Genomic DNA, 23,694 nt, shown 5'->3' with positions numbered 1-23,694 from the left:
AATCGTCTTTATCTACAAAACGGATATACCGATTGATAATTTTAAAGGCGGTATGCTCTGGATTGTCATAGACGAGTAAATCACGGACTGCATAATAGGCACGCTCATTTTTCAATCGAATCTCAAAACGGTTTTTTACTTCTGCGTCTTCAATGGGAATATCATTTTTCTTGTACTGCTCGTAGTCCTTTTCATAGATACAGAAATAAACTTCACTTTGTAATGAACCGATATAGAGGGTGTTTCCCATACATTCCTTTTCCTCTTTGCGTACCAGTTCGCCACTGCGATAGCTTTTAAAACTGCGGAAGACGGAGATACATTCTTCCTGTTGGCACTTTTCAGTGAGTACAGGGATATTTAAAATCCCTGTCTTATCGTTAATGGCAAGGTCAAGGCGTTTCATCACACCGCCAGCCACCAAAACGTCCATAAAGAACTCATACCAGCTTCTTTGTTGTGCCAGAAGATAGCTTTCAAATTGTCTGCACCCACGACCTTTCAATTCCACCAGAACTCCTTTGTCCAGTTCATGGGAGCAAAGGACGAATATGTCGCCTAAAGCATAATGCTCTGAATAAGAATAGAAACCATAGTCCTCATGAAGAAAATAGGACAGTTTCAGTTGTAAGATGTTTTCGACCACCTGCTGTACGTCTGTTGTCGGAAAGCGAATTCTTACATAATCAAACAGCATTTCAAGGGGAGCGTCGGGATTGAAGCGTTCCAGAGCTTCCCAAAGGGACTGCTGTAAATCCTCTGATGGCTTGACTTTTCCTGTTTCAATATCGCTTAGATACTGCCTTGTAATACCAGTCGCAACAGCTAAACGGTTTTGAGATAGTCCATAAGCCAAGCGTTTTTCTTTTAAATGCTGTAACCAAGTTTGTTCATTCAGTAAAAATCCCTCCAATCAAAAAGGCGTATGTCAACTTTTAAAGCCCATTGACATACGCTGAAATTTTGTAAATCCCTTGTAACCAAAGGATTTTCTAATGTTTTTTTGACTGTTTCCTGTCGATTTGTACCCCCTGTTAGATACGGGGGGTTAAGTGCTGGCGTGGCTATTGCCACACCAGCCAGCAAGATCAGTCCACACCTGCGACTTCCGCTTCGCACGTCGCCTGCGTGGACTGTCTGCTGTTGGATAACTTTTTAATTTCCTCCAAGAAATCATATCCTTTTGGTACAAGGGGAGTATAAAACTCTGATATGACACTTGTTCCTACATCAACATAGCCACGACCTTTGATTCGCTTTAAGAAGAAATCCTTTTGTACGTCACTGCCAAACATCATGCCATAGCCCATTTCAGACATACGACCTAAAGCCACTCTGAAATTAAACTGATCACGGATTCCGTCGCCTAAATATTTTGCGTCTGGACGTTGACAAGCCAGTATTAGAAAGAAGCCAGCTTGACGACCTAACATGACAATCTGTTTCAGCTTATTCATAACTGCGGTGTTTTCTTTTGTTCCCAGCATTTCCATGAAAGCGACGTATTCATCAAAGATTAAGAAGTGTGCCGGGAGACCTAAGTAAGCATAATTTTTGCCAGTCTTATAGTTCTTCATCTGCTTCATTTCCTCACTACGTTTCATCATTTCTTCATAGAATGTTTCAATGCAAGAAAGCAAGTCTTCTTTTCTATAGTAGACATTTGCCATCACAGAACCTAAGTCCGCAAGATCAGCATTTTTCGGGTCAAGAATATACAGTTTTGAATCTGTATGAAGCAAGGCTTCAATCAGTGTCAGTATAAAGTAAGTTTTACCGCCACCTGTACCACCAGCAATCAACATATGAGGGAGCTTATCATATTCCCACCATACGTTTTTCATTAAGCGAAGTTTACCATCTTTAGCTTCTACTTCATCAATAGAAATACGACTGGCTATGGTGTCATAGAGCAAAGTATATTCCACATAGGAATCCTTTAACTCTTTATCCGTCAGCTCACAGTACAAGCCACTCTCTAATTTCTTTTCCAAGTGTAAGAGTTGGTCTTGATATTTTCCCAGCGTGATTTCCACCCGTATCTGTATCAAGCCATTTTTAAGTCGATAATACATTTTAGGGAAGTAGGTTATCTTTTCCTTTGTACGACCAGCACTATCTTTAAAGAAACCCTCTGTTTTGACCTGTTCAGATTCATACCACTTGTTTTCAAGTATCATCTTTGCCAGTTTTTGACGGTGGTAAAGTTGTTTAACCGTATCATAGCGAACCCGTTTGAATACAAACGCTACCAGCAAGCAGATAAGAATTGCGACACTGAAACTGATAATTAAATAGGGAATGTCAATCTTATCTGCTTGTGATAGGTTAAAATCCTGCCAGTTGATCTGCTGGATTGTCTTCACATGAAACAGTCCGACAACCAGCAGGAAAACAGGCAGGAGTGACGCTATCGTAAAATGAAAGACTAAATCTTTACCAGATGGGCGAATCCTTTTACCACGCTGTTTCATGCGAAAAAGTCTCCTTTCTACCTAGCGACTATTTGTCTTGTGTCGGTTCTTTCTTTGCTTGTGGTTGAGCTTTGAATGAACTAGAATCCTTTGTCAGCACAATATCGTCTGCCTTGATATACCAGTCAACATCTGCTCCTTGATAGGTGGCAGTAGCAACGGTGTCCGCAATGGGATTGATAAGTTCCACCCGTGCGTTATAATCAAACTCTTTCAAAGGCACGCTGGCAGGAATACTTACTTGAATCATGCGTCCTTGTCCTTTGGATTTTAAGTCATAGGTACGTTCCTTGATTTCATCTGAAACCGACCCGTCTTCATTTTGGATTCTCACTTCACGACGTAGAGCAGAGAATTTCAATTCTCCAAAAGTCGTGTCTTTATCTAATACAATGCCATTTGCTAATCTCATCATTTTTCCTCTCTTTCTTTATTCTTTTATCATGTCGTCAGCATGTAAAAGGTAATTTGTAAAACCACGAGTGCCGATTTTGTAGCCCTCTGCGGTAATACGTGGATTGACTAACTTCACACGTTCCTCAAAGCCGAAATGTTTTTCGCCAGCTTCAGCAGGAAGCACCACCACAATATCATCTGCTCTTTGAACATCAGAATAGAGATTATAGCTTCTTGATAAGACAGTTAGCCGTCCGTTGATTCTTCGCTGAACGACTTTATCCTCGCCAGCAAATTCTAAATTGCCGAATGTTTTTTCCATGTTGGGAATCACAAATTTAAGTTCCATATTTTTACCTATCCTTTCTTTTTTATTGGCTGAATGAATGTTTGATGGTCTTAAAGAGTGGGGAACGACCTTTTGATTCTTGATTTTTTGTTTTCATAAGTTCACTTCCTTTCAAAATCGGGTAAAAAAATAGACACCTCATTTTTTGAAGTGTCTACCTATTAAATATTCAAATTTTATTGGAAGTATCTTTATATCTTCACTTTTCAAGGATAAATCGTCGTATCAAAGCTCATTCATAAGTAGTAAATTAGTAGTAAATTGAGTGGTTTTGACCTTGATAAAGTGTGATAAGTCCAGTTTTTATGCGGATAACTAGATTTTTATGCTATTTTTCAAAATAAAAAAACCATAAAGTGTGATTAACTACTTTATGGCTAAAATATTAAGATGGATATATTTCATTATTCATTTTCTTTACAATACTGTCTTTTCTCTTAATTGATTTCTCTTCTAATTCAACTAACTCTAACTCAACACTTTTTGCAAAAGGCTTATCTCTTAGTGAATTTAAATTAACTTTAACATTTACAATTGCACTTTCAATAGCTGCATGTAAAAGAATAGCTGCACATCCTGCATCTGATATAAGCATTCTATTTCCATACTTTACAGCTACATCTATATTATCATAAAAATTATAACACTCCTTAGCAAGTTCCAAAGGAGCCTTCATAGCCTTAACTGTTCCTTGAACTATAGCTGCACTTCTAATTTTCTTTTCTTCATCAGAATCTTTAGGAAGCTTATAACAATCCATAAGTTTATTAAAATACTCTCTATCCAACTCCATTAGTTCCATTGATTTTTTTATAAACTTACCACTTGCTTCTTTAAAGTCTAGTACTGTCTTTTTTGTTTCTCCATCTAAACTTTCAAAGGACTTTTTATTTACAGTCAATGAATAAACCATTGAATTTAGGCTTCCGGAAAGAGCAGCTACAAGCCCTGCTACACTTCCTCCACCTGGAGATGGTGATGAAGATGACAAGTCTTCTAAAAATTCATCTATTTTATAATCCTTAAACCTCATACTATTACCTACCTTCTAGTTTTTATCTAATTATAAAAAAAAGAGTAACTTTTTACAAGTTACCCTTAGCTTTTAATATGGGTTATTATATTCATTTCTAAAAGCAAACTCTTTAATATCCTTTGCTTTATAATGCTCTTTTTCTTCTGCTATCTCACCTACTGGTGTTATACCTATAATTTTGTATTCATCAGGTATCTTTAATATATCTTTTACCTCACCTTCATATATGGCACCAATCCACAATGTTCCATATCCTTCTGCTGTTGCTGCAAGAATTATATGTTCCATAGCAATAGCACCATCTACAAGATAAAAATCCTTACCTTCAACCTCACCAGAATCATCAGGTTTTGCAATAATAACCATAGCTATTGGTGCCTCTTTTACAGCATTACATGCCTTATCATCTTTATTTCTTATGGATTCTGCAATCTCATCCTTCTTATCTTTATCATCAACTATTACAATTCTAAATGCGCTCCTATTTTTCCATGAAGGAGCTCTCATAGCCGCTTCTATCATTTTATCTATAGATTCTTTAGAGATTTTGCTATCCTTGTATTTAGATATACTAGTCCTCTTTTTTATAACATCAAAAAATTCCATTACTAAACACCATCCTATAAAATTATTCAGTATTAGAATTTCTCACTTTCGTATTTTTATACTAGATAACTTATCCAAAAAGGCAACGTAAGTAAAGATATTAATGTAGTTACAAGAACAATAATTGCTGAATATTCCTTTTCCATATTGAATTTTTCTGCAAAAATAGTAGTTGTTGTAGCTACTGGCATAGCTTGTACTAATACTAGAGTTTTTACAACTATAGTATTATCCTTAAGGATGCTTCCAAGTATCAATACTGTTAAAGGCAATAAAGCTAACTTTACTAAAGCCCCATAATAAATTGAGCCATCTTTTAACATTTTCCTAAAGTCCACTTTTGATAAAACACCCCCTATAACTATCATAGAAATTGGGGTTGTCATACTACCCACCATATTAGTAGGATATAATATAATTTGTGGAATATTAATATTAAAAATAAGTATTGGTAATCCAATATATACTGCAATCATTGATGGATTTAATAATATTCTTTTTATATCATTTTTTTCTTTACTATCAGAATATAGAATTACTCCATAGGTCCATAAAAATATAGTAAAAAACAAATTAAATATTGATGCATAAATAACACCTTCTGAACCAAAGACCATATTAACTATTGGAAACCCTATAAAACCACAATTTGAAAACACACTGGAAAACTGAAGAACTCTTCTTTTCCCTTCAGATTTAACTTTTTTAAACAACATATGACATAGGGGTATAGCTATAATAAAGCATATAAAACTATAAATAAATGCCTTTATTATATTATTCATAATGCTTTCATGAAAGCTAAAAGAAAAAGATGATACTATCATTAAAGGAAGTGTTATATTTAATAAAATCTCAATTAGTCCCTTTTGTGTTTCTTCAGTTATTATTCTTTTTTTATTTCCATATACTCCAATAAGTAAGATTAAAAAAATAGAAACAATATTACTAAATATCTCAAACATTCTCTACTCCAATAAAAGTAATTTATTATAATATACTTTTTAAATGTTCATTTAGTCTATCAATGATATTATCCCAATCAAATTTATTAACTGCTTCACTATATGTCTTATCCGAAATCTTTTTCAAATCTCCACAAGTCATATAATTAATCAAACCTTCAGTCAAGGCCTTTTCATCTCCAGGTTCAACTAATATTCCACCACTTTTATTTACTATCTCATAAGCAATGCCTACATCTGTTGAAACGATTATATCCCCTAAAGCAGCTGCTTCTATAAAGCTAATTCCAAAACTTTCGAAATCAGATGTTAAAGAAAATATCTTTGCTTTTTTGTATTCATTAAATAATGCTTCCCTATCATCAAGATTCCCAACAAGTTCTATGGAAGCTTCTATCCCAGAGTTTTCATTTAAGAATTTTTCATATAAATCTAAAAATCCATCCTCTATAGGACCAACTAACCTTAACTTCCACCCTTTTCTTATTTCTACCGGAATATTTTTAAATGCTTCTAATAGCATCACAGTATTTTTTTCTTCAGCACCAATTCTAGCTGTACTTAAAATTATATTTTCTTTAACGGAATAATCATAACGTATATTTAAAGAATCTAACAATTTGAAATCTACACCATTAGGTAATATTTCAAGCTTATCCTTTAAATAAGGTAGCTGATTAATTAAGTCTTTATATATCTTTTCTTGCTCAACCGTAATTAAATCAAACTTTTTAAAGAACTTTTTTAGAAAAACTTTACCTATTTTGTTTAAGTTACTTATTCTTTCCGGTAATAAGTGACTACAATCTAATTTCAAATATAGCTTTCCTTCTTTATTTAAAAACTTATAAATATATGCATAGCAAAAAGAAGATAGAGTAACGTGGAACATTTGAAGAATATCATAGTTTTTACTATTCTTTAACAAATATATACTTCCATCTAAAGCATAGCTATTAAATCTATTTTTAACAAATTCTAATTTCAAGCCTTTTACAACATCATTTTGAAAAGTATATTCTCCATTTTTAAAAGTTATTAATGATGAATCATATCCATACTTTTCATATAATTTAAACGGAATCATTCCCATATCTTTTACCAAATGAACATTGGTAGATTTTAAATATATCATTCCATATCTCTTACTCATAGTATTTAGTCCTTAAACCCTTCCTTAAGTTCATTAATAGTTACTATTTTTAATGTAAACAATGTAATAAAATATATAACTATAGATATTAATATAAGAACAAATATATTGCTTATAAATATTCTTGTAATGCTAAGTATTAATCCCATTACTATAGATGGTATTAGTAATATAATAACTTCCTTTATGTCATTGAATTTTACTATTTTTCTTATATAAGCTCTCATTAAAATTAAGTTTATAACTTCAGTTAGCGTTGTAACTAAAGCTGCAGCCATATATCCATACTTAGGAATTAAAATTAAATTTAATAAAAGGTTAATAGTTGCTGATACTCCTACAACCTTTAGATATTTCTTTTCCAATCCAAAGGCATTTAAAGAATATGCATATACTTCTCTTATTGATATTATAAAAATATATATCATTAATATTTTCAGCGGTTCAATTGCTGGTGAATATTGCTCGTTATAAAATAGTAAAATTATCTTATCTGCTAAAATAAAACCACCAAAAGAAATAGGTATTGTTATCATTAAGACAACCTTCATAACTAATTTAATAGTTCGCTTTATTTTTTCTTTTCCCTCACTATATGCTCTAACCAAATATGGAAATAGAGGCAGAAATAAAACTCCTATGAATGTTATGATAAAATTAATAAAATTATATGCTGCTTGATATATACCTAACTCTCCAAATCTTGAATTACTAGCACCTAAAATTATCTTATCTATATTTCCATTTACCATAGCTAATAATCCAGATAATAAAAACGGAATTCCTATAACAAAATACCTTTTAAATATTTTATTACTAAATTTAAAATGTACCTTTATATTGTATCTTCTTAAAATAACATAATAGTAAAGTGCACCACTTAAAACTCCAATAACCATAGCTATAGGTATAATATAAATATCATTACTAGATTTAACTGAAATAAATATTATTACTGCTGGAACAATTGTTTTTAACAAATTATATACAGCATTATGCTTCATGTCCTGAATTCCAGAAAAGAACCAGTCAAAATTCATTGAAGTCGGTATTAATATAATACTCCACAATATTATTATTAAAGGAAACTTTGAATCATCAGATAAAAATGATGACATAATTAAGCAAATGATACAACATATAACTGCTATAATAAATCTAAAGGTAAATAGTTCGCTAACTAAATCCTCATAATCTTTATCCTTTTGTACAACTAATCTAGTTCCAAAGGTTTGCACCCCAAATAGAACTATCATAGTGAAATATAATATAAATTGTTGAGCATAAGTTATCATTCCATAGTTATATTCAAGTAAAATATTAGAATAATATGCTATACTAACAAAACCTATCAATTGTCCTATTATATTAGCTACTGATGTACTTAAAAAGTTTTTTAAAATCCTATTCATAAATCACCTATACAATGCTTCAATTTAAATTAAAATAATATTCAGCTACCTGACTTATCATATTATTTTGCTGCCTTTTTATTTCTATATAATAAAATTAATATACCAACTATAATCCAATATAAAAATGTTACTTTAGGAACAAACCACATATTATCCAATAAATTTGCTTGGAAGAAAATCAATAATGCTACTATTAATCCCTTTATAAGTCCTTTATACTTTTCAGAATATAATTTACATATCTTTATAGATCTTATAAATATCATAGTATGTAAAAGCATAAATGGAATAAAACCTAAAATTCCAAGTTCAGATAATATTTTAAAATAAGAATTATGTGTAGGATAATTTTCTTCTCCTGGAACAATAAATTTAGGAAAAAGCTTCACATATTGTGAATGTAATGTAACATAGTTTCCATTTCCAACCCCTGTTAATGGTTTATCCTTAAACATTTCTAATGCTATTCCCCAATGCTTTAATCTTCCATCATTCATTACCGCCTTACCTAGTCCTACTATTCTTACACTTAGTGGTGGATATAATAAAACTCCAGCCCCTGCTATAAATAATCCAATAATAAATTTCCAGTTATATATAATAGTTAAAATACATATTCCAACAACTAATGCAAGCCAAGCGTTTCTAGAAAAACTAAAAGCAATGTTTAATATAAATAAAAGACACACTAGCCCTAGTATTACTTTTTTCACTGTACGCTTTTCATAAAATGCAATCATTACTAAAGGAAATAATAGTACAACAAAATACATTCCTAGAGTGTTAGGGTTGTCTAATGTCACTACAATTCTTGCTACTCCATTAGCATATCTTGTTATTCCTTTACCTGTAATAAATTGAATCACTCCTAATACTCCAATAATGAAGGCTGGATAATAAATAAATCTAACTACTTTTCCTAAATCCTTTTTTATATTAATCTCACTAACAAAGTAATATAATATTGCAATATAAGTACCAAATCTAATAGTCTCTTGTAATGCTAAACCTCTATCTACAGAATAAACCGTGGACACTCCCATAAGTACAATAACAATTAGCATAAATATTACTATTGAGTCCTTAAAAAACTTTTTTAAGTCATTGCACAACTTATTTCTTCTATCATAACTCACTAACATATGTATAAGATAAACAAAAACTAGTAAAACAAGATATATGTCCATTATTCTATATTTTGAATTTATAGTATCCGGTATTAATGGAGTTATACCTAAATATATAAGAAATCCCCATTTTATTAATTCATTTACCATTAATAATCTCCTCTCAAAATATCTATTTCTTTATTGTTACTCTCCATAAGAACTTAGGTATAGAGGTAAGTCTCTTAATTCTCCATGGCTCTTTTAACACTCTATGTAACCATTCAAGCCCTAGAGATATCATCCATTTAGGTGCTCTAGTAGTATTTCCTGCAAATACATCAAAGCTACCTCCAACACCCATGTAAAATGTACAAGGTAATTCATCCATATGCTCCTCTATAAACTTTTCTTGTCTTGGACACCCCATAGCAACAAATAAAGCCCATGGATTACTTTTCTTTATATCATCTACTATGTCTTTACAATTATCTAAATCAAAGAATCCATTATGATATCCAACTATTTTTAATCCTTCAATAGTTTTTTCAAGATTCTTTCTACATTCCTGTAATACTTCCTCTTGTGCACCTAAAAGATAAACACCTTTTCCTTCCTTTGCACACTTATGAAGCATTTCATGCATAATCTCAATACCAGCTATTTTTTCTTCTACTGGTTCTTTAACTATTTTAGATGCTATAACAGTTCCTACTCCATCTGGAATAATTATAGAATACTCTGAATTAAAACTATGGTTAAGCATTTCATTATTTAATCCGCTATATAGCACTTCTGGGTTTCCTGAAACAATATTAACCTTATCCATATTCTCTATTTTTTTTAACAATTCACTCTTATTTTTATTAAACACCTTATATCCTAAAATATTCGTATACATAAATAGCTCCTTTACTTGGCTAATATTCTATCAAGTTCTACAACAACCTCATCCTCTGAATTTAACTTCTTAGCTATATCTAAATGTAGTTTTGCATTTTCCTTATCTCCTAAGTTTAAATAACACATTACTATATTAGTACAAATTTCAACATCTTTAGAAGCTTCAAATCCCTTCTTAAAGTATTTAATTGCAGTTTCAAAGTCTCCTAAGCAAGCATAGTTTACACCTAATTCATTAATTACTTCTACTATTCCCGATTCAATATTCAAGCTTTCATTTAAGTAATAAATAGCTTTTTCAAAGTTGTCAAGCTTTCTATAGGCTACTCCTAAATAGTAATACAATAATGGATTACTATCAAAAACATCAACTAGTGAAAGTAATAATCCTATTGATTTTTCAGGACTTTCATCCAATAACTCTATAGCTTTTTCATAAGAAGAAACATTATCTATATCATTAATTATAGTTTTTATTTCAGAAGTTACTTCTCCACCTTTATTTACATATTCATTTATCTCTACCTTAGCTCCCTTAAAGTCACCTTTAGACTTTAATATTATAGCCTTATAAAGATAAGGATCTGGTAAATCAATAAATTCACTCTTACCTTCTTCTATATCAATTAAAATAATCTCAGAGAATGCACTATCCTTCTCCCTTTGAGCCTCTCCAACTAATAAAAGTCTCTTATAATACTCTTTATTTCCTGTTGCTAAATAAAGACCTTTAAGTAATAAATAAGCGTCAATTAACTCATCACTTTTAATCTTATTTGCTACTAATGCCTTACCACACTCTTCGCTATCCTTTAAATTATTAAAAATAATTATATAGTCTTCACAATAGCTAAGATTCTCATCTGCTCCTAATGATAAGAGCATTCCCTCAATAAAATAATAAATAGGTAAATTGTTTATTTTATATGTATCATTTGCATGACTAGCTACATAACTTGAGCTTATTGGCATATATAAATCTTTAGTCTTTAGGGATACCCCCTCTGGAATACCGACACTTTTTTTGAAACCATCCCAATTCAATTCTAAAAATAATAATTTTCCTAACTTTTCTTTAAATACTGCTTTGTAATCCATCTCTTCCTCCATTAAACACATTATGTCTCTTATAATTATACCCCAAAACCAAAAAAATGCTATCATTTAATAAATGATAGCATTTTTCTCACTATTTTAACTTTTCGTTTATTATTTCCATAACTTTTGATTTAAATCTTTCAATTTCTGATTCAGCATTTTCTAGGCTACTTCCCTTAACTGCTAAATAGATTTTCATCTTTGGTTCTGTACCTGAAGGTCTTACAACAAAAGATGATCCATCTTCTAATATATATTTTAATACATTAGACTTTGGAAGTTTTATTTCTGATTTTACTCCATTAGATTCTTCTAGGCTTAATTTATAATCTAATTTAGTAGAAACTTTAACCCCATCTACTGATTCTATAGAAGAATTTCTTAAAGCATCAATACAAGAAGCAATCTTTTCTTGCCCTTCTTTACCTTCTAATTCTATAGATATCAATGTTTCTTTATAGAAACCATACTTCTCATATAGCTTTATTAGAGCTTCATATAAACTCATGCCTTGTTCTTTATAGTATAAAGTCATTTCTGCTATTAACATTGAAGCAATAACAGCATCCTTATCTCTTACAAATTCACCAGCTAAATATCCATAGCTTTCTTCAAATCCAAATAAGTACTTCTTATCTCCACTTTCTCTGAATTCACGAATCTTTTCACCTATATACTTAAATCCAGTAAGTACATCCATAAGTTCTATTCCAAAGTCTTCTGCTATCTTTCTAGCTCCTTCTGTTGTAACAATAGTCTTTATCACAACTCCATTCTCTGGAAGACTATTAGTTTCTTTTAATGCGCTTAACACATAATGAGTTAATAGTAATCCTGTTTGGTTACCAGTTAATACTTTAAACTCTCCATTGCTTTCCTTAACAACTACACCTATTCTATCGCAATCTGGATCTGTTCCAAAAATAATATCAGGTGATTCTTGTTTTGCCATTTCTAATGCTAATTCAAATACTTGCGGCATTTCTGGATTTGGATATGGTGCTGTTGGAAAGTTTCCATTAGGCTCTTCTTGTTCTTTAACAACCTTTACGTTTGAATATCCAAGTTCAGATAATACTCTTCTTACAGGAATATTTCCACTTCCGTGAATTGGAGTATATATTATTTTTAAATCTTTTGCTTTTTCTTTAACTAATTCTTTTCTTATTGTTAAGTTCTTAACCTCATCAATATATGCCTTATCAACATCTTCTCCAATATATACTAGTAAATCTTTATTTAAAGCTTCTTCTTCAGACATATTCTTAATCATTGAAAAATCTTTAACATCATTTACTAATGAGATTATTTTATTAGCCTTTTCGTCTGTTACTTGCCCACCAAATTCATCATAAACCTTATATCCATTATATTGCTTTGGATTATGCGAAGCAGTAACAACAATTCCACCTTTACAATTTAAATGTCTAACTGCAAAAGATAATACAGGTGTTGGTCTTAAACTTTCATATAAAAATACCTTAACACCATTTGCACATAAAGTTAATGCAGCTGCTGTAGCAAATTCCTTTGACATATTTCTTGAATCATAAGCAACTGCAACTGATGGATTTTCAAAACTTTCATTTAAGTAATTAGCAAATCCTTGTGTAGCCTTTGAAACTGTATATACGTTCATTCTATTACTTCCAGCACCTATAATCCCTCTTAAACCACCTGTACCAAAATCTAAATCCTTATAAAATCTATCTTCGATTTCTTTTTCATCCTTAATATTTCTAAGTTCATTTTTTATTTCTTCATTGATTATATCTGAGTTGATCCATTCATTGTATTTTTCTTTATACAAAGCTATCCCTCCTTAAATTCTGTACAGGTATATTATACAAATATATGATTAAGTTTACAACGAATTATAATAAATTTACTTTCTGCCCACTAATACCTAAATAAAAAAAGACATGAAAACATGTCTTTTAATTATCTTCCTTCTCTTCTTCTCCCAATGCAGAAGTTAATCTCTTTTCATTGCTAATAGATGCAATTACTCCTTTTATATCATCTAAAATAGAAATTTCTTCTCCTACTTCTAAATCAGAATATCTAAATACTGAACCTAATCCACCTTTAGATACATCAAACTTTATAGATTTAGGTAACTCATCTGGCTTACATGATACCTTAACTAATTCTTGTTCCTTTTGAAGTATTGCACCTCTTTTACTTATCCACTCTTCCCCAACAAATTGAATTGGCACTTCAGATTGAATTGTATTATTTCCTGCAATTTCTTCTAAGTCAACATGAATAATCTTATGTGTAACAGGGTCTCTTTGTACTTCCCTTAATAAAGCTTTATGTTCTTCCCCTTCAATATTATAATTTATTATTCCATGTTCACCTGTTGATGAAATTTCCCTACATAATTCTAATTCTCCAATTTCAAATAAAAGGTTTGAAACACCTTTTCCATATAATACTCCTGGAACTTTTCCTGCTCTTCTCTCTTTCTTTGCCCAGTGAGATGTTTTATTTTCTCTTTTTATTAAATTTAAATTATTCAAAGTTCTACCACCCTTCTTATCAAGTAAATTCTCAAACTCCTTTTACATTATTCCTTATATACGTCCAAAATATTCAAATTTATTATTTTTTTGTTTATATAAAAATAAATTATTGAACATATGGAACTTATCAAATATAATATAGTAGATTTGTCTTAATTTAATATTATTTATACTTATAAATTTATAAAAAAATCAAACACTAGATAATGAAAGAAGGTGCTGTAATGAATCATTTAGATCAAACTAGAACTCCTTTATTTGATGCACTTAAAGAATATGTTAATAGAGATACTTTACCTTTCCATGTTCCAGGTCATAAAAAAGGAATCGGAATGGATGATGAATTTAAAAACTTTATTGGTGAGAATCCTTTTAAAATAGATGTAACAGTATTTAAATTAGTAGACAGTCTTCATCACCCTAAAGGTCCTATAAAAGAAGCTCAAGAATTAGCTGCTGACGCCTATGGCGCAGATGCAACTTTCTTTTCAATACACGGTACATCAGGTGCTATCCAAGCTATGATAATGTCTGTTGTATCTGATGGAGATAAAATAATAGTTCCAAGAAATGTTCACAAATCTGTCACTGCTGGAATAATCTTAAGTGGTGCTGTTCCAGTATACATGGAACCTGAATTAGATAAAAAACTAGGAATTGCTCATGGTGTTGCTCCAGAAACAGTTAAACAAACTTTAGAAGTAAATCCAGATGCTAAAGCCGTTTTAATAATAAATCCTACTTATTATGGGGTTGCTACAGACATAAAAAAAATTGCGGATATAGTTCACGAATACAATATCCCTCTTATAGTAGATGAAGCCCACGGCCCACATCTAGCTTTTTCTGATAAATTACCAACTTCTGCTTTAGAAGCTGGTGCTGATATTTGTGCTCAAAGTACTCATAAAATAATAGGAGCTTTAACTCAAGGTTCTCTATTACATGTAAAAAGTAAATTAGTTAATCCAAAAAGAGTACAACAAGTACTTAATTTAATGCAAACAACATCGCCATCATATATTTTAATGGCATCTCTAGATTGTGCTAGAAGACAAATTGCCTTAGAGGGAAAAGAATTATTATCAAAAGCTATAGATTTATGCAATTATACTCGAAGTGAAATAAATAAAATTCCTGGGTTCCATTGCTTTGGAAAAGAAGTTCTAGGTGTTCCAGGTTCCTTTGCTTTTGACCCTACAAAACTTACAATCTCTTGTAGAGGTTTGGGAATTACTGGCTATGAGCTTGACACTATTCTTGCTGATAAATATCATATTCAAATGGAATTATCAGATTTTTATAATGTATTAGCAGTTGGTTCTTTTGGTGATACAAAGGAGGGAATGGATAAACTTATATCTGCATTAAAAGAAATCTCTAATGAGTATTATGGAAAAAAACCTGCTACTAAAGATTTCTTGGATATCCCCCACATTCCTAATAGAATATTAAATCCAAGGGAAGCATTTAATTCTAAAAAGGAAGATATTTTATTAGAAAAAAGTGAAGGGAAGATATCTGCTGAGTTCCTATTAGCATATCCTCCAGGTATTCCGATATTATGTCCTGGTGAAGTTATAACAAAGGAAATAATAGAATATGTACATGATTTAAAAAGAGCTAATCTTTATGTACAAGGAACTGAAGATTCAGAAGTTAAATATATAAAAATTGTTAAAGAATAAAAAAGATGTGCCTACTTTTTTAAGGCACATCTTTTTTTATCTATTAATTTAAATAAGTTTTCCATTCCATAAATTGCAGAGTAAATCATTTCAGGAAGCATGCAAATTAAATACCTAGATCTTGTTTCCCATAAAATAAGAAATAATATTAATCCCAATATACATATATGAAATGAATTAATTAACACTTCTCTTTTTTTAAATGCAAAAATTCCACTTATAAGTATAGATACTAATATTACAATATGAGATACTTGGCTAAAATATATAAAGCCATCATTTTTATTTCCAATAACAAACTCTTGCAATTTATTATGACTGATAGGTTTATCAGATAATATTGCAGGGGCATAATATGAACCATCACCCCAGGTGAATGAAATCTTACCTATTAAAAATTTACAATATCCTTTTAATCCATAGTTTTTTAACCTATTTTTTATTTCTTTCAAATTAGCCTTTTCTGCTGCTTCTTTTCCATCACTAACCCTTATACTCTTTGTAAAAGTAACATCTTCTTCATTATACCCACCATTCCCTTTAAGGCCCATCATAATCCAATGAGTTGCTGGCAACCCAGCTTCATTATAGGGAATTGGTATATTTCTAGAAACAATAACCCTATTTATAGTTGTTATAATGAGAAAAGGAATTAATAACAAAGTAAAAATTTTTATTTTGCTTGTTTTAGATGAGCTAATAAACTGAAATATAATAATTGCAATAAAAGCAATTATTACATTGGATTTTATTATACTACCTATCCCCCCAAATACAGAAACTAGAACTAAATATATATTTCTTTTTTCATCATTAGAATTTAAATATTTATAAAAGTAATAAAACATTCCAATTGGAAAAATCATAGAAAAAGTATCTGTATATATAATTTGAGAATATGTATATAACGGGGTTACAAATATACAAAATATTATAGTTAGTGCTGCCATAACTTCACTAATTGTTTCTTTTACCAATTTATAAAGAATATACACAGCTAAATTTATTAAAAGTAAATTAATTATATATCCAACTTCCATTAATATATTATTATTCTTTGTAAATAAAGCTACTGCTTTAAATATATATGAAAGAACTAGTGTAATTGGAATATTATTGGGGTAACTATTATAAAAATAAACAGGTAATTTTTCTCCATATAGTGCTAACTGTTTTGCATTACGTGTCACAATCCCAAAATCCCAACCAGGATTCACTAAAAAGAAAAATAAAAAAATTATTTGTAAACTTATCAATACACCAAAACTTATAATTTTAACTCTTTTAAGTTTATCTTTAGCTAATTTCTTTAAAGTAACATAGGCTAAATAAAGAAATATAAAAAATATCAGAGATAATATAATATTAATTATTGGACTCATTCTATAAAATAAATCAACACTATTAAATATTGCAGTCCATACAACAAAAATAAATATACTTATAAACAGTATATAAAAAATATTTAGTAATTTATCTCTTATGTCCTCTCTCATATGCCTCATTTCCTCTTATAGTTAAAATTCTTCCTTTTCTGAAATAACTTTTATTCCTTCCCTTTCTAACATATATGCAGTAAGACCTTTTCCTCTTATTTTATTACCTGAAAAACTCCCATCATATATAAAATTACATCCACATGATGGACTTCCTTCTTTTAATATGGCCTTTTTTGCACCTATAGCTTTAGCAATTTTTAATGTTTCTTTTGCACCCTTTAAAAATTCTTCTGTTACATCTTTCCCAGATATGCTTATAATCTTCCCATCTATTCCTTCCAAAACTTCCCTAGTATTTCCTATTAATTCTGCAGGCTCTCTTGGGGTAGAAAGCCCTCCTAACTGTTCAGGACAAACTAATATAGCTTTTTCCTCCCTTAATAACTCCAAACATCTATTATTCAAATTGTTTTTACCATTATATTTACAATTTACTCCACATAAACATGCGCTTATTAAATACATAACACAACTGCTCCTTATATATAATCTGCTTCTAGATTATACCATATTATAAAATTTCTTTGCAAAAAATAAGAACCTTAGTTTTCACTAAGATTCTCTTTTTTCTTATAAGGATATTATTAATTTATATTTCTTTTTCATCCCATTGAATTTTATCCATATAGTATTCAACATAATCCTTATTCATCTTTGGATTAATAGTATCTTCATGAGTTATAGTTATAACTGACATAGCAATAGCATATTTAGCTGTATCCTTTAAAGAAAGGTTATTCATATATCCATATCCTACACCAGCAACAAATGAATCTCCTGCTCCAGTAGTATTTTTAACTTTTACAGCACTAGCCTTAACTCTTCCTTGCTCCGTTCCATTGGTATAGAATATACCATCTTCGTCTAAACTTATGAATACATTTTTAATTCCTAATGATAAGAAATGTTCCCCAGCCCTTATTAAATCTTCATCATTGTTTATTTTAAAACCACAAAGAATTTCTGTTTCATATCTATTAGGCTTTATCGTATGGAAATACTTTATTAAATGTTTTATTTTTTCAGCTTTTACAGCAGAAACAGGGTCTAAAACAAATTTAGTTTTTTCACTATAAGTAGTTAATATGTGCTCCATTAGTTTAGGATTATCTGCATCTAAAAATGTATACTCTGCATTGCATATAATTTCCTTCTTAGAATCTATAAAATCTTCATCCATTTCATCCAAACAGTGCATATCTACAATAGCAGATACCATTTCTCCGTTTTCATCTAATACCGCCATGTATGTTGGTGTTCTTCTATTTTCAAGAAGTAAAGAATGCTCCATATTATAGCCCATTATTTTAGAGTGTTCTAAAATATTTCTTCCTTGCTCATCATCACCAAGTATTGAAATAAATTTTGTATTTACTCCAACCCTTGCCATGTTTTCAGCAATATTTCTACAAACACCACCTAAAGATATCTTTATCTTTCCTGGTATTGAATCTTTTTGCTTATAAGTATTTTGACTAAATCCTAAAATATCTACTATAGATGCCCCTAACACTAACACGTATGCATTATCACTTTTCATATTACTTTTCCAGCTCCCTACTCTTTTGTACATAACAATAAACTTATTATATTAGAATTAAATCAAAAAATAAAGATACTTTGTCGAATTTTGTTCATTATTTTAATTCTACCATTGTTACTCCATCTCCACCTTCACCATATGCACCTAATCTATAGCTTTTTACATGAGGATGTCTTTTTAACATATCGTTTATTGCTTTTCTTAAAATACCAGTTCCTTTTCCATGGACTATAGTAACCTCTCCTAAGTTTGCCATATAAGCTTCATCTAAATATTTATCAGTTCTATAGCAAGCTTCTTCAGCATCAAGCCCTCTTAGATCCAATCTACTTTCTACTGATCTTAAATTTAATTTTACTTCTCTCTTCTTTCTAACCTTTTCTTCCTTAGTCTTTTCAGCTTTTCTCAAATCTTTTAGTTTTACATTTATTTTCATTATACCAGCTTCAACTTGAACTTCTCCTTTATTATCAGGCATTGATATTATAATTACTTTCTGATTTAAAGAAGGTAAGAAAGCCTCCATTCCTAATGTAACCTTTTCTATGGCTTCTCCAGCATTTTCTCTTTCTTTTATTAGAGCTTTTTCCCTATCTTCTAAGGAATCCTTTAATTTTTTTCTTTCCTCTTCAAGGCGTTTTCTTCCTCCACCTGATATACCAAACTTCTCAAGCTCTCTCATGGCCTTAAGAATTTCATCTGCCTCATCCTTTGCAGCTGATATTATTTCTTTAGCTTCTCTTCTTGCTTCATTATAAGCTTTGTCTCTAGTAGTCTCTAATCTCTTTAACTTTTCTTCATACGTTCTCTTTATTTTTTCAGTCTCAATTTTTATTCTTTCTGCTTCTCTTGCATCTCTATTAGCAATAATGCTCTTTTCTTGAAGATCCCTAATTAAATCTTCAAATTGCATATTCTCTTCAGATACAAATCCCTTAGCTTTTTCTATTACAAAATCATCTAAACCTAATCTTTTACTAATTTCAAAAGCATTTGATTTACCTGGCACCCCTATAAGTAATCTATACGTAGGTCTTAGTGTTTCAACATCAAACTCAACTGATGCATTTTCTACTCCAGGAGTCTTTAGTGCATATCCCTTTAATTCACTATAGTGAGTGGTACCAATTATCTTAGTACCTCTTTCTTTTAGGGTTTCTATTATAGCTGTAGCAAGAGCTGCTCCTTCTGTAGGGTCTGTTCCTGCTCCTAATTCATCAAATAAAACTAAGGAATCTCTATCAGCTTCTCTCATTATTCCAACAATATTAGTTAAATGAGATGAGAATGTTGATAAGCTTTGCTCTATACTTTGTTCATCACCTATATCTGCAAATACTTCTCTATAGAAACTTATTGAAGAATCATCCCTAGTTGGAATTAACAGTCCACTCATCCCCATTAAATGTAATAAACCTACTGTTTTAATAGTAACAGTTTTTCCTCCAGTATTAGGACCAGTAACCATAAGTACTGAGAAGTTTTTTCCTAAATATATATCTGAAGGAACCACCTTATCCCTATCAATTAAAGGATGCTTTGCACCTACAAGATTAAATGAACCATCCTCATTTACCTTTGGCATCATTCCATCAATCGAAGATGCATATTTACCTTTAGCAAATATAAAATCTATTTGTAAAAGAATTTTCATATTACTACTACATACATCTGAATTATCTTTAACCTTTTTGGATAACGCCCATAGAATTCTTTCAATTTCAGCTTGTTCTTTTAGCTTAAGCTCTTTTATCTCATTATTTAAATTTACAAGGCTCATAGGTTCAATAAACAATGTAGCACCTGTGGAACTTTGATCATGTACTAAACCTGGAACAGCTCCTTTATATTCAGCTTTTACAGGTAAAACATATCTATCTCCTCTCATTGTGTAAATGGCATCTTGTAAATATTTCGCATTACTTCTAACAATAGAATTTATCTTCTCCCTAACAGAAGAATTCTTTTCTTTTAAACTTCTTCTAATATTGTGAAGAGTAGAACTAGCTCTATCACTAATCTCCTCTTCAGAAACAATTGCATTCTCTATTTCATTTTCTAGATTTTTTATAGGAGTAAGTATATAAGCTAAATCCTCTAACTTCAGAAAACTTTCCTCTTCCTCTTTTCTAGTTAAATATTCTTGAATTCTACTAGTACATCTAAGCATAGTACCTATATAAAGTAATTGTGCTGGATTTAAACATCCACCTTTTTTAGCTCTTTCAATTCCTTCTCTAACATCATGAAGTCCCTCAAAAGGAGGATTCCCCTTTTTTATTAATAGCTCTAAGGCTTCCCTACTTTCTTCTAGAGCTTCCCTAACTTCATAAGCTGAAGAGTAAGGAGCTAATTTATCTACAAGCTCCTTGCCCCCACTTGTTACAGCATATTTCCTTAGCTTTTCTTTTATTTTATAAAACTCTAATACTCTAATCGATCTTTCATTCATTGTTTAATCTACACCTCTTCTATAACATCCCTTTGTATAATACTTGCTTTCTATATCTAATTCTCCATTTAACATTTTAAACACTTTTATAACATCTTCCCTAGATTCATCTTTAAAATCTATTCTAAAGGACTCTATCCCCATGGCTTTTAACTCATCCTTTTCTCCTATAAGATTTAAAGCAACACTATTCAAAATATGACTTCTACAGAATACATCCGTCATAACTCTAAATTTTTCATTAACTTCATCAACTAAAGTAAACCTATCTCTTGTACATGCTAAGTTACACTTCTTATCTTTATTCTTACCTCCATATGTACTTCCTATAGGGCAATATTCACTAACCATAAGCTCTGTTTTTCCATACAATTGGTATGCAACTCCTGATGGCATATTCTTCATTACTTCTTTAATTTCTCTTTTATTTAATTCAAGACTTAATGAAATATTTCCTATATCTTCTCTATAAAAATCTATGGCATAACTATTAAATACATTTAACTTATAATCACCTATTATATTCATTTTATCTTTATAGATATTGATTATACCTGCATTAGCAGTTATTAGCCCTTTTACATTCCCCTTTGCCTTTTCAATAACATTTACAACACCTTTAAATTCACTCTTAATAATTTCTGGTGTTAGTATAAAGAAATTAATACCACTTATAGCTTTTATATCACTTATTGTTATTGAATCTTTTTCTCTACTATATATATCAACACCAATATTCTTAACTCCAAATTCAATAAGAGTGTTAAGTTGTTCTTTAGTTGTACATGTTACTAATAATTCTAAATCCAAAGGCTTTTTAGGAGCTTTAAATTCATGTACTTCATTAATTAAATATCTTCTTCTTCTATATTTTGAAGTTTCACTTTTCATTATTTTTTCAAACAATTCTCTTCTTAGGTTATTTAATGAAGCTACTCTAATAAATCCATCCTGGAAGTCTTCAAAAATAACCTCATCTAATTTATATGGATATCCACCTGACTTAGTTAACGCTTCAATAACTCTTTCTTTATCTAAAGGCCTCTTCTCAGCTTTTTCTACTAAATCACCCTTAACTACATAGTCAATGCCTTTATAAGATGCCTTAAGAACCATCTCTTCTCCAACCTTAAATCTAACTTCACCAATTAGTGATATCTTTCTATAATAAGGTTTTATTTTCTCTGAGAGTTCATCAAATAATGTTTTGCTAGAAGTTTTATATAATAAATCTCCCTTTTTATATCCTTTTGGGAATAACTTTACCTTGTCTCCCTTATCAGCTTCTAATACCTCTTTTCCATTTAGAAGTATCTTACTTACAGTAAAGCCTTTACTTCCATATCCTACACCATCACCTATGGTTATATCTTCTTGTAGAATAATCTCTCCTTTATCATCTGATTTTCCAAGTTCTAAACCAGTATTCTTAGGAATTACAAAGCTCATCATATCTTTACCAGAGTCCTTTTTTAGATAAGCATTGGCAAATCCACCTCTATTAAATAATTGAAGTAAAGTTTTCTTTCCTTCTTCAACATTAAATTCCCTGTTTTCTAACTCTTTATCTATTGCCTTCCTATATGTCTCTATAACTCCAGCTACATATTCTGGTCTTTTCATTCTTCCTTCAACCTTTAAAGACAATGCACCACTCTCTATAATATCTTTCATATCATCAATAGTACATGTATCTTTAGTGCTTAAAAGATGCCCCTTCTTCTCTCCACCTGAGGCAGAAATCAACTTATACTCTTGCCTACATGGTTGAGCGCACTTTCCTCTATTACCACTTCTTCCACCAATCATAGAACTCATCAAACATTGTCCTGAATATGAAACACATAATGCTCCATGCACAAATATTTCTGTCTCTATACCCAAGTCCTTAGATATATATTCAATTTCTTCTAAGCTTAACTCCCTAGATAAAACAACTCTTTTAAAGCCTTTTTCAGTGAAATAAACTGCTCCTTCTCCATTATGAATTGTCATTTGAGTTGAAGCATGAACCTCAAAATCAGGATATTTTTCTTTTATTAATTTTAAAAATCCTAAATCCTGAATAATTAAGGCATCAATTCCTATCTCATAAAGGTAGCCAGCATATTTAATAGCATCCTTTAACTCTTTTTCCTTTAGAATTGTATTCATAGTTACATATATTTTTACTCCATAGCTATGACAATAGTCAGCTGCTACTTTCATTTTTTCATTATCAAATTCTATGGCCTTAGCTCTAGCTGAAAACTTAGGTCCACCTAAATATATTGCATCTGCACCATTATTTACAGCAGCATAAAGACTTTCCATGCTACCAACAGGTGCTAATAATTCTATCTTTTCCATCTTAATTCTCTCCTAATTAATTTAACTATATCTTTAGTATGCTATATAAAGTTATATCATAAAACATCTTTTTATGCTAATTTATAATTTTATACAAAATTAAAGAGACAATGATGTTACTCACTTGTCTCTTA

The 23,694-nt window shown here is 30.5% G+C and carries 19 protein-coding genes and 1 pseudogene; 1 reads left to right on the top strand and 19 read right to left on the bottom strand.

Annotated elements, in window-relative coordinates:
- The 14 genes from DR024_RS11495 to DR024_RS11420 all read right to left on the bottom strand — a co-directional run.
- On the bottom strand, positions 1-913 hold a 913-nt coding region (locus DR024_RS11495), incomplete at its 3' end, for a replication initiation factor domain-containing protein (protein ID WP_111918824.1).
- Between the two features lie 175 nt (positions 914-1,088).
- Positions 1,089-2,474, bottom strand: a complete 1,386-nt coding sequence (locus tag DR024_RS11485) for an FtsK/SpoIIIE domain-containing protein (RefSeq protein WP_000813488.1) — start codon at positions 2,472-2,474, stop codon at positions 1,089-1,091.
- A 28-nt stretch (positions 2,475-2,502) separates the two neighbouring features.
- Positions 2,503-2,886, bottom strand: coding sequence for a YdcP family protein (locus tag DR024_RS11480; protein ID WP_001234286.1), 384 nt, complete (start codon positions 2,884-2,886; stop codon positions 2,503-2,505).
- 18 nt (positions 2,887-2,904) lie between these two features.
- Positions 2,905-3,219, bottom strand: a complete 315-nt coding sequence (locus DR024_RS11475; RefSeq protein ID WP_000420682.1) for a YdcP family protein — start codon at positions 3,217-3,219, stop codon at positions 2,905-2,907.
- 385 nt (positions 3,220-3,604) lie between these two features.
- Positions 3,605-4,252, bottom strand: coding sequence for a cyclodeaminase/cyclohydrolase family protein (locus tag DR024_RS11465; RefSeq protein ID WP_027097640.1), 648 nt, complete (start codon positions 4,250-4,252; stop codon positions 3,605-3,607).
- 72 nt (positions 4,253-4,324) lie between these two features.
- On the bottom strand, positions 4,325-4,861 hold the full coding sequence (locus DR024_RS11460) for a nitroreductase family protein (RefSeq protein WP_111918822.1): 537 nt from the start codon (positions 4,859-4,861) through the stop codon (positions 4,325-4,327).
- Between the two features lie 56 nt (positions 4,862-4,917).
- Complete coding sequence (locus DR024_RS11455; protein WP_027097638.1) at positions 4,918-5,826, bottom strand: AEC family transporter; 909 nt, start codon at positions 5,824-5,826, stop codon at positions 4,918-4,920.
- 25 nt (positions 5,827-5,851) lie between these two features.
- On the bottom strand, positions 5,852-6,979 hold the full coding sequence (locus DR024_RS11450; protein ID WP_027097637.1) for a glycosyltransferase family 4 protein: 1,128 nt from the start codon (positions 6,977-6,979) through the stop codon (positions 5,852-5,854).
- Positions 6,980-6,984: 5 nt separating this feature from the next.
- On the bottom strand, positions 6,985-8,391 hold the full coding sequence (locus tag DR024_RS11445; protein WP_099313491.1) for a flippase: 1,407 nt from the start codon (positions 8,389-8,391) through the stop codon (positions 6,985-6,987).
- A gap of 62 nt (positions 8,392-8,453) precedes the next feature.
- Positions 8,454-9,671: an O-antigen ligase family protein gene (locus tag DR024_RS11440; protein WP_027097635.1), complete on the bottom strand. Its 1,218-nt coding sequence runs from the start codon at positions 9,669-9,671 to the stop codon at positions 8,454-8,456.
- Positions 9,672-9,693: 22 nt separating this feature from the next.
- On the bottom strand, positions 9,694-10,401 hold the full coding sequence (locus DR024_RS11435; protein WP_027097634.1) for a WecB/TagA/CpsF family glycosyltransferase: 708 nt from the start codon (positions 10,399-10,401) through the stop codon (positions 9,694-9,696).
- An 11-nt stretch (positions 10,402-10,412) separates the two neighbouring features.
- A complete protein-coding gene (locus DR024_RS11430; RefSeq protein WP_111918820.1) occupies positions 10,413-11,501 on the bottom strand; it encodes a tetratricopeptide repeat protein in 1,089 nt (362 codons plus the stop codon).
- Positions 11,502-11,592: 91 nt separating this feature from the next.
- Entirely contained in the window at positions 11,593-13,311 is a 1,719-nt protein-coding gene (locus DR024_RS11425) for a phospho-sugar mutase (RefSeq protein ID WP_027097632.1), read from the bottom strand.
- A gap of 127 nt (positions 13,312-13,438) precedes the next feature.
- Positions 13,439-14,026 (bottom strand): 50S ribosomal protein L25, encoded by a 588-nt coding sequence (locus tag DR024_RS11420; protein ID WP_027097631.1) that lies wholly within the window; start codon positions 14,024-14,026, stop codon positions 13,439-13,441.
- A gap of 227 nt (positions 14,027-14,253) precedes the next feature.
- Here DR024_RS11420 and DR024_RS11415 point away from each other — a divergent pair, with 227 nt between their 5' ends.
- On the top strand, positions 14,254-15,717 hold the full coding sequence (locus tag DR024_RS11415; RefSeq protein WP_027097630.1) for an aminotransferase class I/II-fold pyridoxal phosphate-dependent enzyme: 1,464 nt from the start codon (positions 14,254-14,256) through the stop codon (positions 15,715-15,717).
- An 11-nt stretch (positions 15,718-15,728) separates the two neighbouring features.
- Here the strand turns inward: DR024_RS11415 and DR024_RS11410 are convergent, their stop codons facing one another.
- From DR024_RS11410 to DR024_RS11390, 5 genes and pseudogenes are all read right to left on the bottom strand, one after another.
- Positions 15,729-17,213, bottom strand: coding sequence for a glycosyltransferase family 39 protein (locus tag DR024_RS11410; protein WP_055183958.1), 1,485 nt, complete (start codon positions 17,211-17,213; stop codon positions 15,729-15,731).
- A gap of 30 nt (positions 17,214-17,243) precedes the next feature.
- Positions 17,244-17,681, bottom strand: a pseudogene (locus DR024_RS11405) (2-thiouracil desulfurase family protein); the annotation flags it as partial.
- Between the two features lie 124 nt (positions 17,682-17,805).
- Positions 17,806-18,756: a carbohydrate kinase family protein gene (locus DR024_RS11400; RefSeq protein WP_027097628.1), complete on the bottom strand. Its 951-nt coding sequence runs from the start codon at positions 18,754-18,756 to the stop codon at positions 17,806-17,808.
- 97 nt (positions 18,757-18,853) lie between these two features.
- Positions 18,854-21,211 carry an endonuclease MutS2 gene (locus DR024_RS11395; protein WP_027097627.1) on the bottom strand — a complete coding sequence of 786 codons (2,358 nt, stop codon included), beginning with the start codon at positions 21,209-21,211 and terminating at the stop codon, positions 18,854-18,856.
- 3 nt (positions 21,212-21,214) lie between these two features.
- Positions 21,215-23,560 carry a U32 family peptidase gene (locus DR024_RS11390; RefSeq protein WP_111918818.1) on the bottom strand — a complete coding sequence of 782 codons (2,346 nt, stop codon included), beginning with the start codon at positions 23,558-23,560 and terminating at the stop codon, positions 21,215-21,217.
- Between the last annotated feature and the right edge of the window lie 134 nt (positions 23,561-23,694).

The organism is Clostridium paraputrificum, assembly GCF_900447045.1.
Taxonomy (GTDB): domain Bacteria; phylum Bacillota; class Clostridia; order Clostridiales; family Clostridiaceae; genus Clostridium; species Clostridium paraputrificum.
The sequence above is the reverse complement of the archived record's forward strand: the minus strand, read 5'-3'. Positions and strand labels throughout refer to the sequence as shown.

Bases quoted from the DNA above. Each gene is read 5' to 3' on its own strand.
- DR024_RS11485 (WP_000813488.1), bottom strand. From the start codon at position 2,474: ATGAAACAGCGTGGTAAAAGGATTCGCCCATCTGGTAAAGATTTAGTC.
- DR024_RS11480 (WP_001234286.1), bottom strand. From the start codon at position 2,886: ATGAGATTAGCAAATGGCATTGTATTAGATAAAGACACGACTTTTGGA.
- DR024_RS11475 (WP_000420682.1), bottom strand. From the start codon at position 3,219: ATGGAACTTAAATTTGTGATTCCCAACATGGAAAAAACATTCGGCAAT.
- DR024_RS11465 (WP_027097640.1), bottom strand. From the start codon at position 4,252: ATGAGGTTTAAGGATTATAAAATAGATGAATTTTTAGAAGACTTGTCA.
- DR024_RS11460 (WP_111918822.1), bottom strand. From the start codon at position 4,861: ATGGAATTTTTTGATGTTATAAAAAAGAGGACTAGTATATCTAAATAC.
- DR024_RS11455 (WP_027097638.1), bottom strand. From the start codon at position 5,826: ATGTTTGAGATATTTAGTAATATTGTTTCTATTTTTTTAATCTTACTT.
- DR024_RS11450 (WP_027097637.1), bottom strand. From the start codon at position 6,979: ATGAGTAAGAGATATGGAATGATATATTTAAAATCTACCAATGTTCAT.
- DR024_RS11445 (WP_099313491.1), bottom strand. From the start codon at position 8,391: ATGAATAGGATTTTAAAAAACTTTTTAAGTACATCAGTAGCTAATATA.
- DR024_RS11440 (WP_027097635.1), bottom strand. From the start codon at position 9,671: ATGGTAAATGAATTAATAAAATGGGGATTTCTTATATATTTAGGTATA.
- DR024_RS11435 (WP_027097634.1), bottom strand. From the start codon at position 10,401: ATGTATACGAATATTTTAGGATATAAGGTGTTTAATAAAAATAAGAGT.
- DR024_RS11430 (WP_111918820.1), bottom strand. From the start codon at position 11,501: ATGGATTACAAAGCAGTATTTAAAGAAAAGTTAGGAAAATTATTATTT.
- DR024_RS11415 (WP_027097630.1), top strand. From the start codon at position 14,254: ATGAATCATTTAGATCAAACTAGAACTCCTTTATTTGATGCACTTAAA.
- DR024_RS11410 (WP_055183958.1), bottom strand. From the start codon at position 17,213: ATGAGAGAGGACATAAGAGATAAATTACTAAATATTTTTTATATACTG.
- DR024_RS11400 (WP_027097628.1), bottom strand. From the start codon at position 18,756: ATGAAAAGTGATAATGCATACGTGTTAGTGTTAGGGGCATCTATAGTA.
- DR024_RS11395 (WP_027097627.1), bottom strand. From the start codon at position 21,211: ATGAATGAAAGATCGATTAGAGTATTAGAGTTTTATAAAATAAAAGAA.
- DR024_RS11390 (WP_111918818.1), bottom strand. From the start codon at position 23,560: ATGGAAAAGATAGAATTATTAGCACCTGTTGGTAGCATGGAAAGTCTT.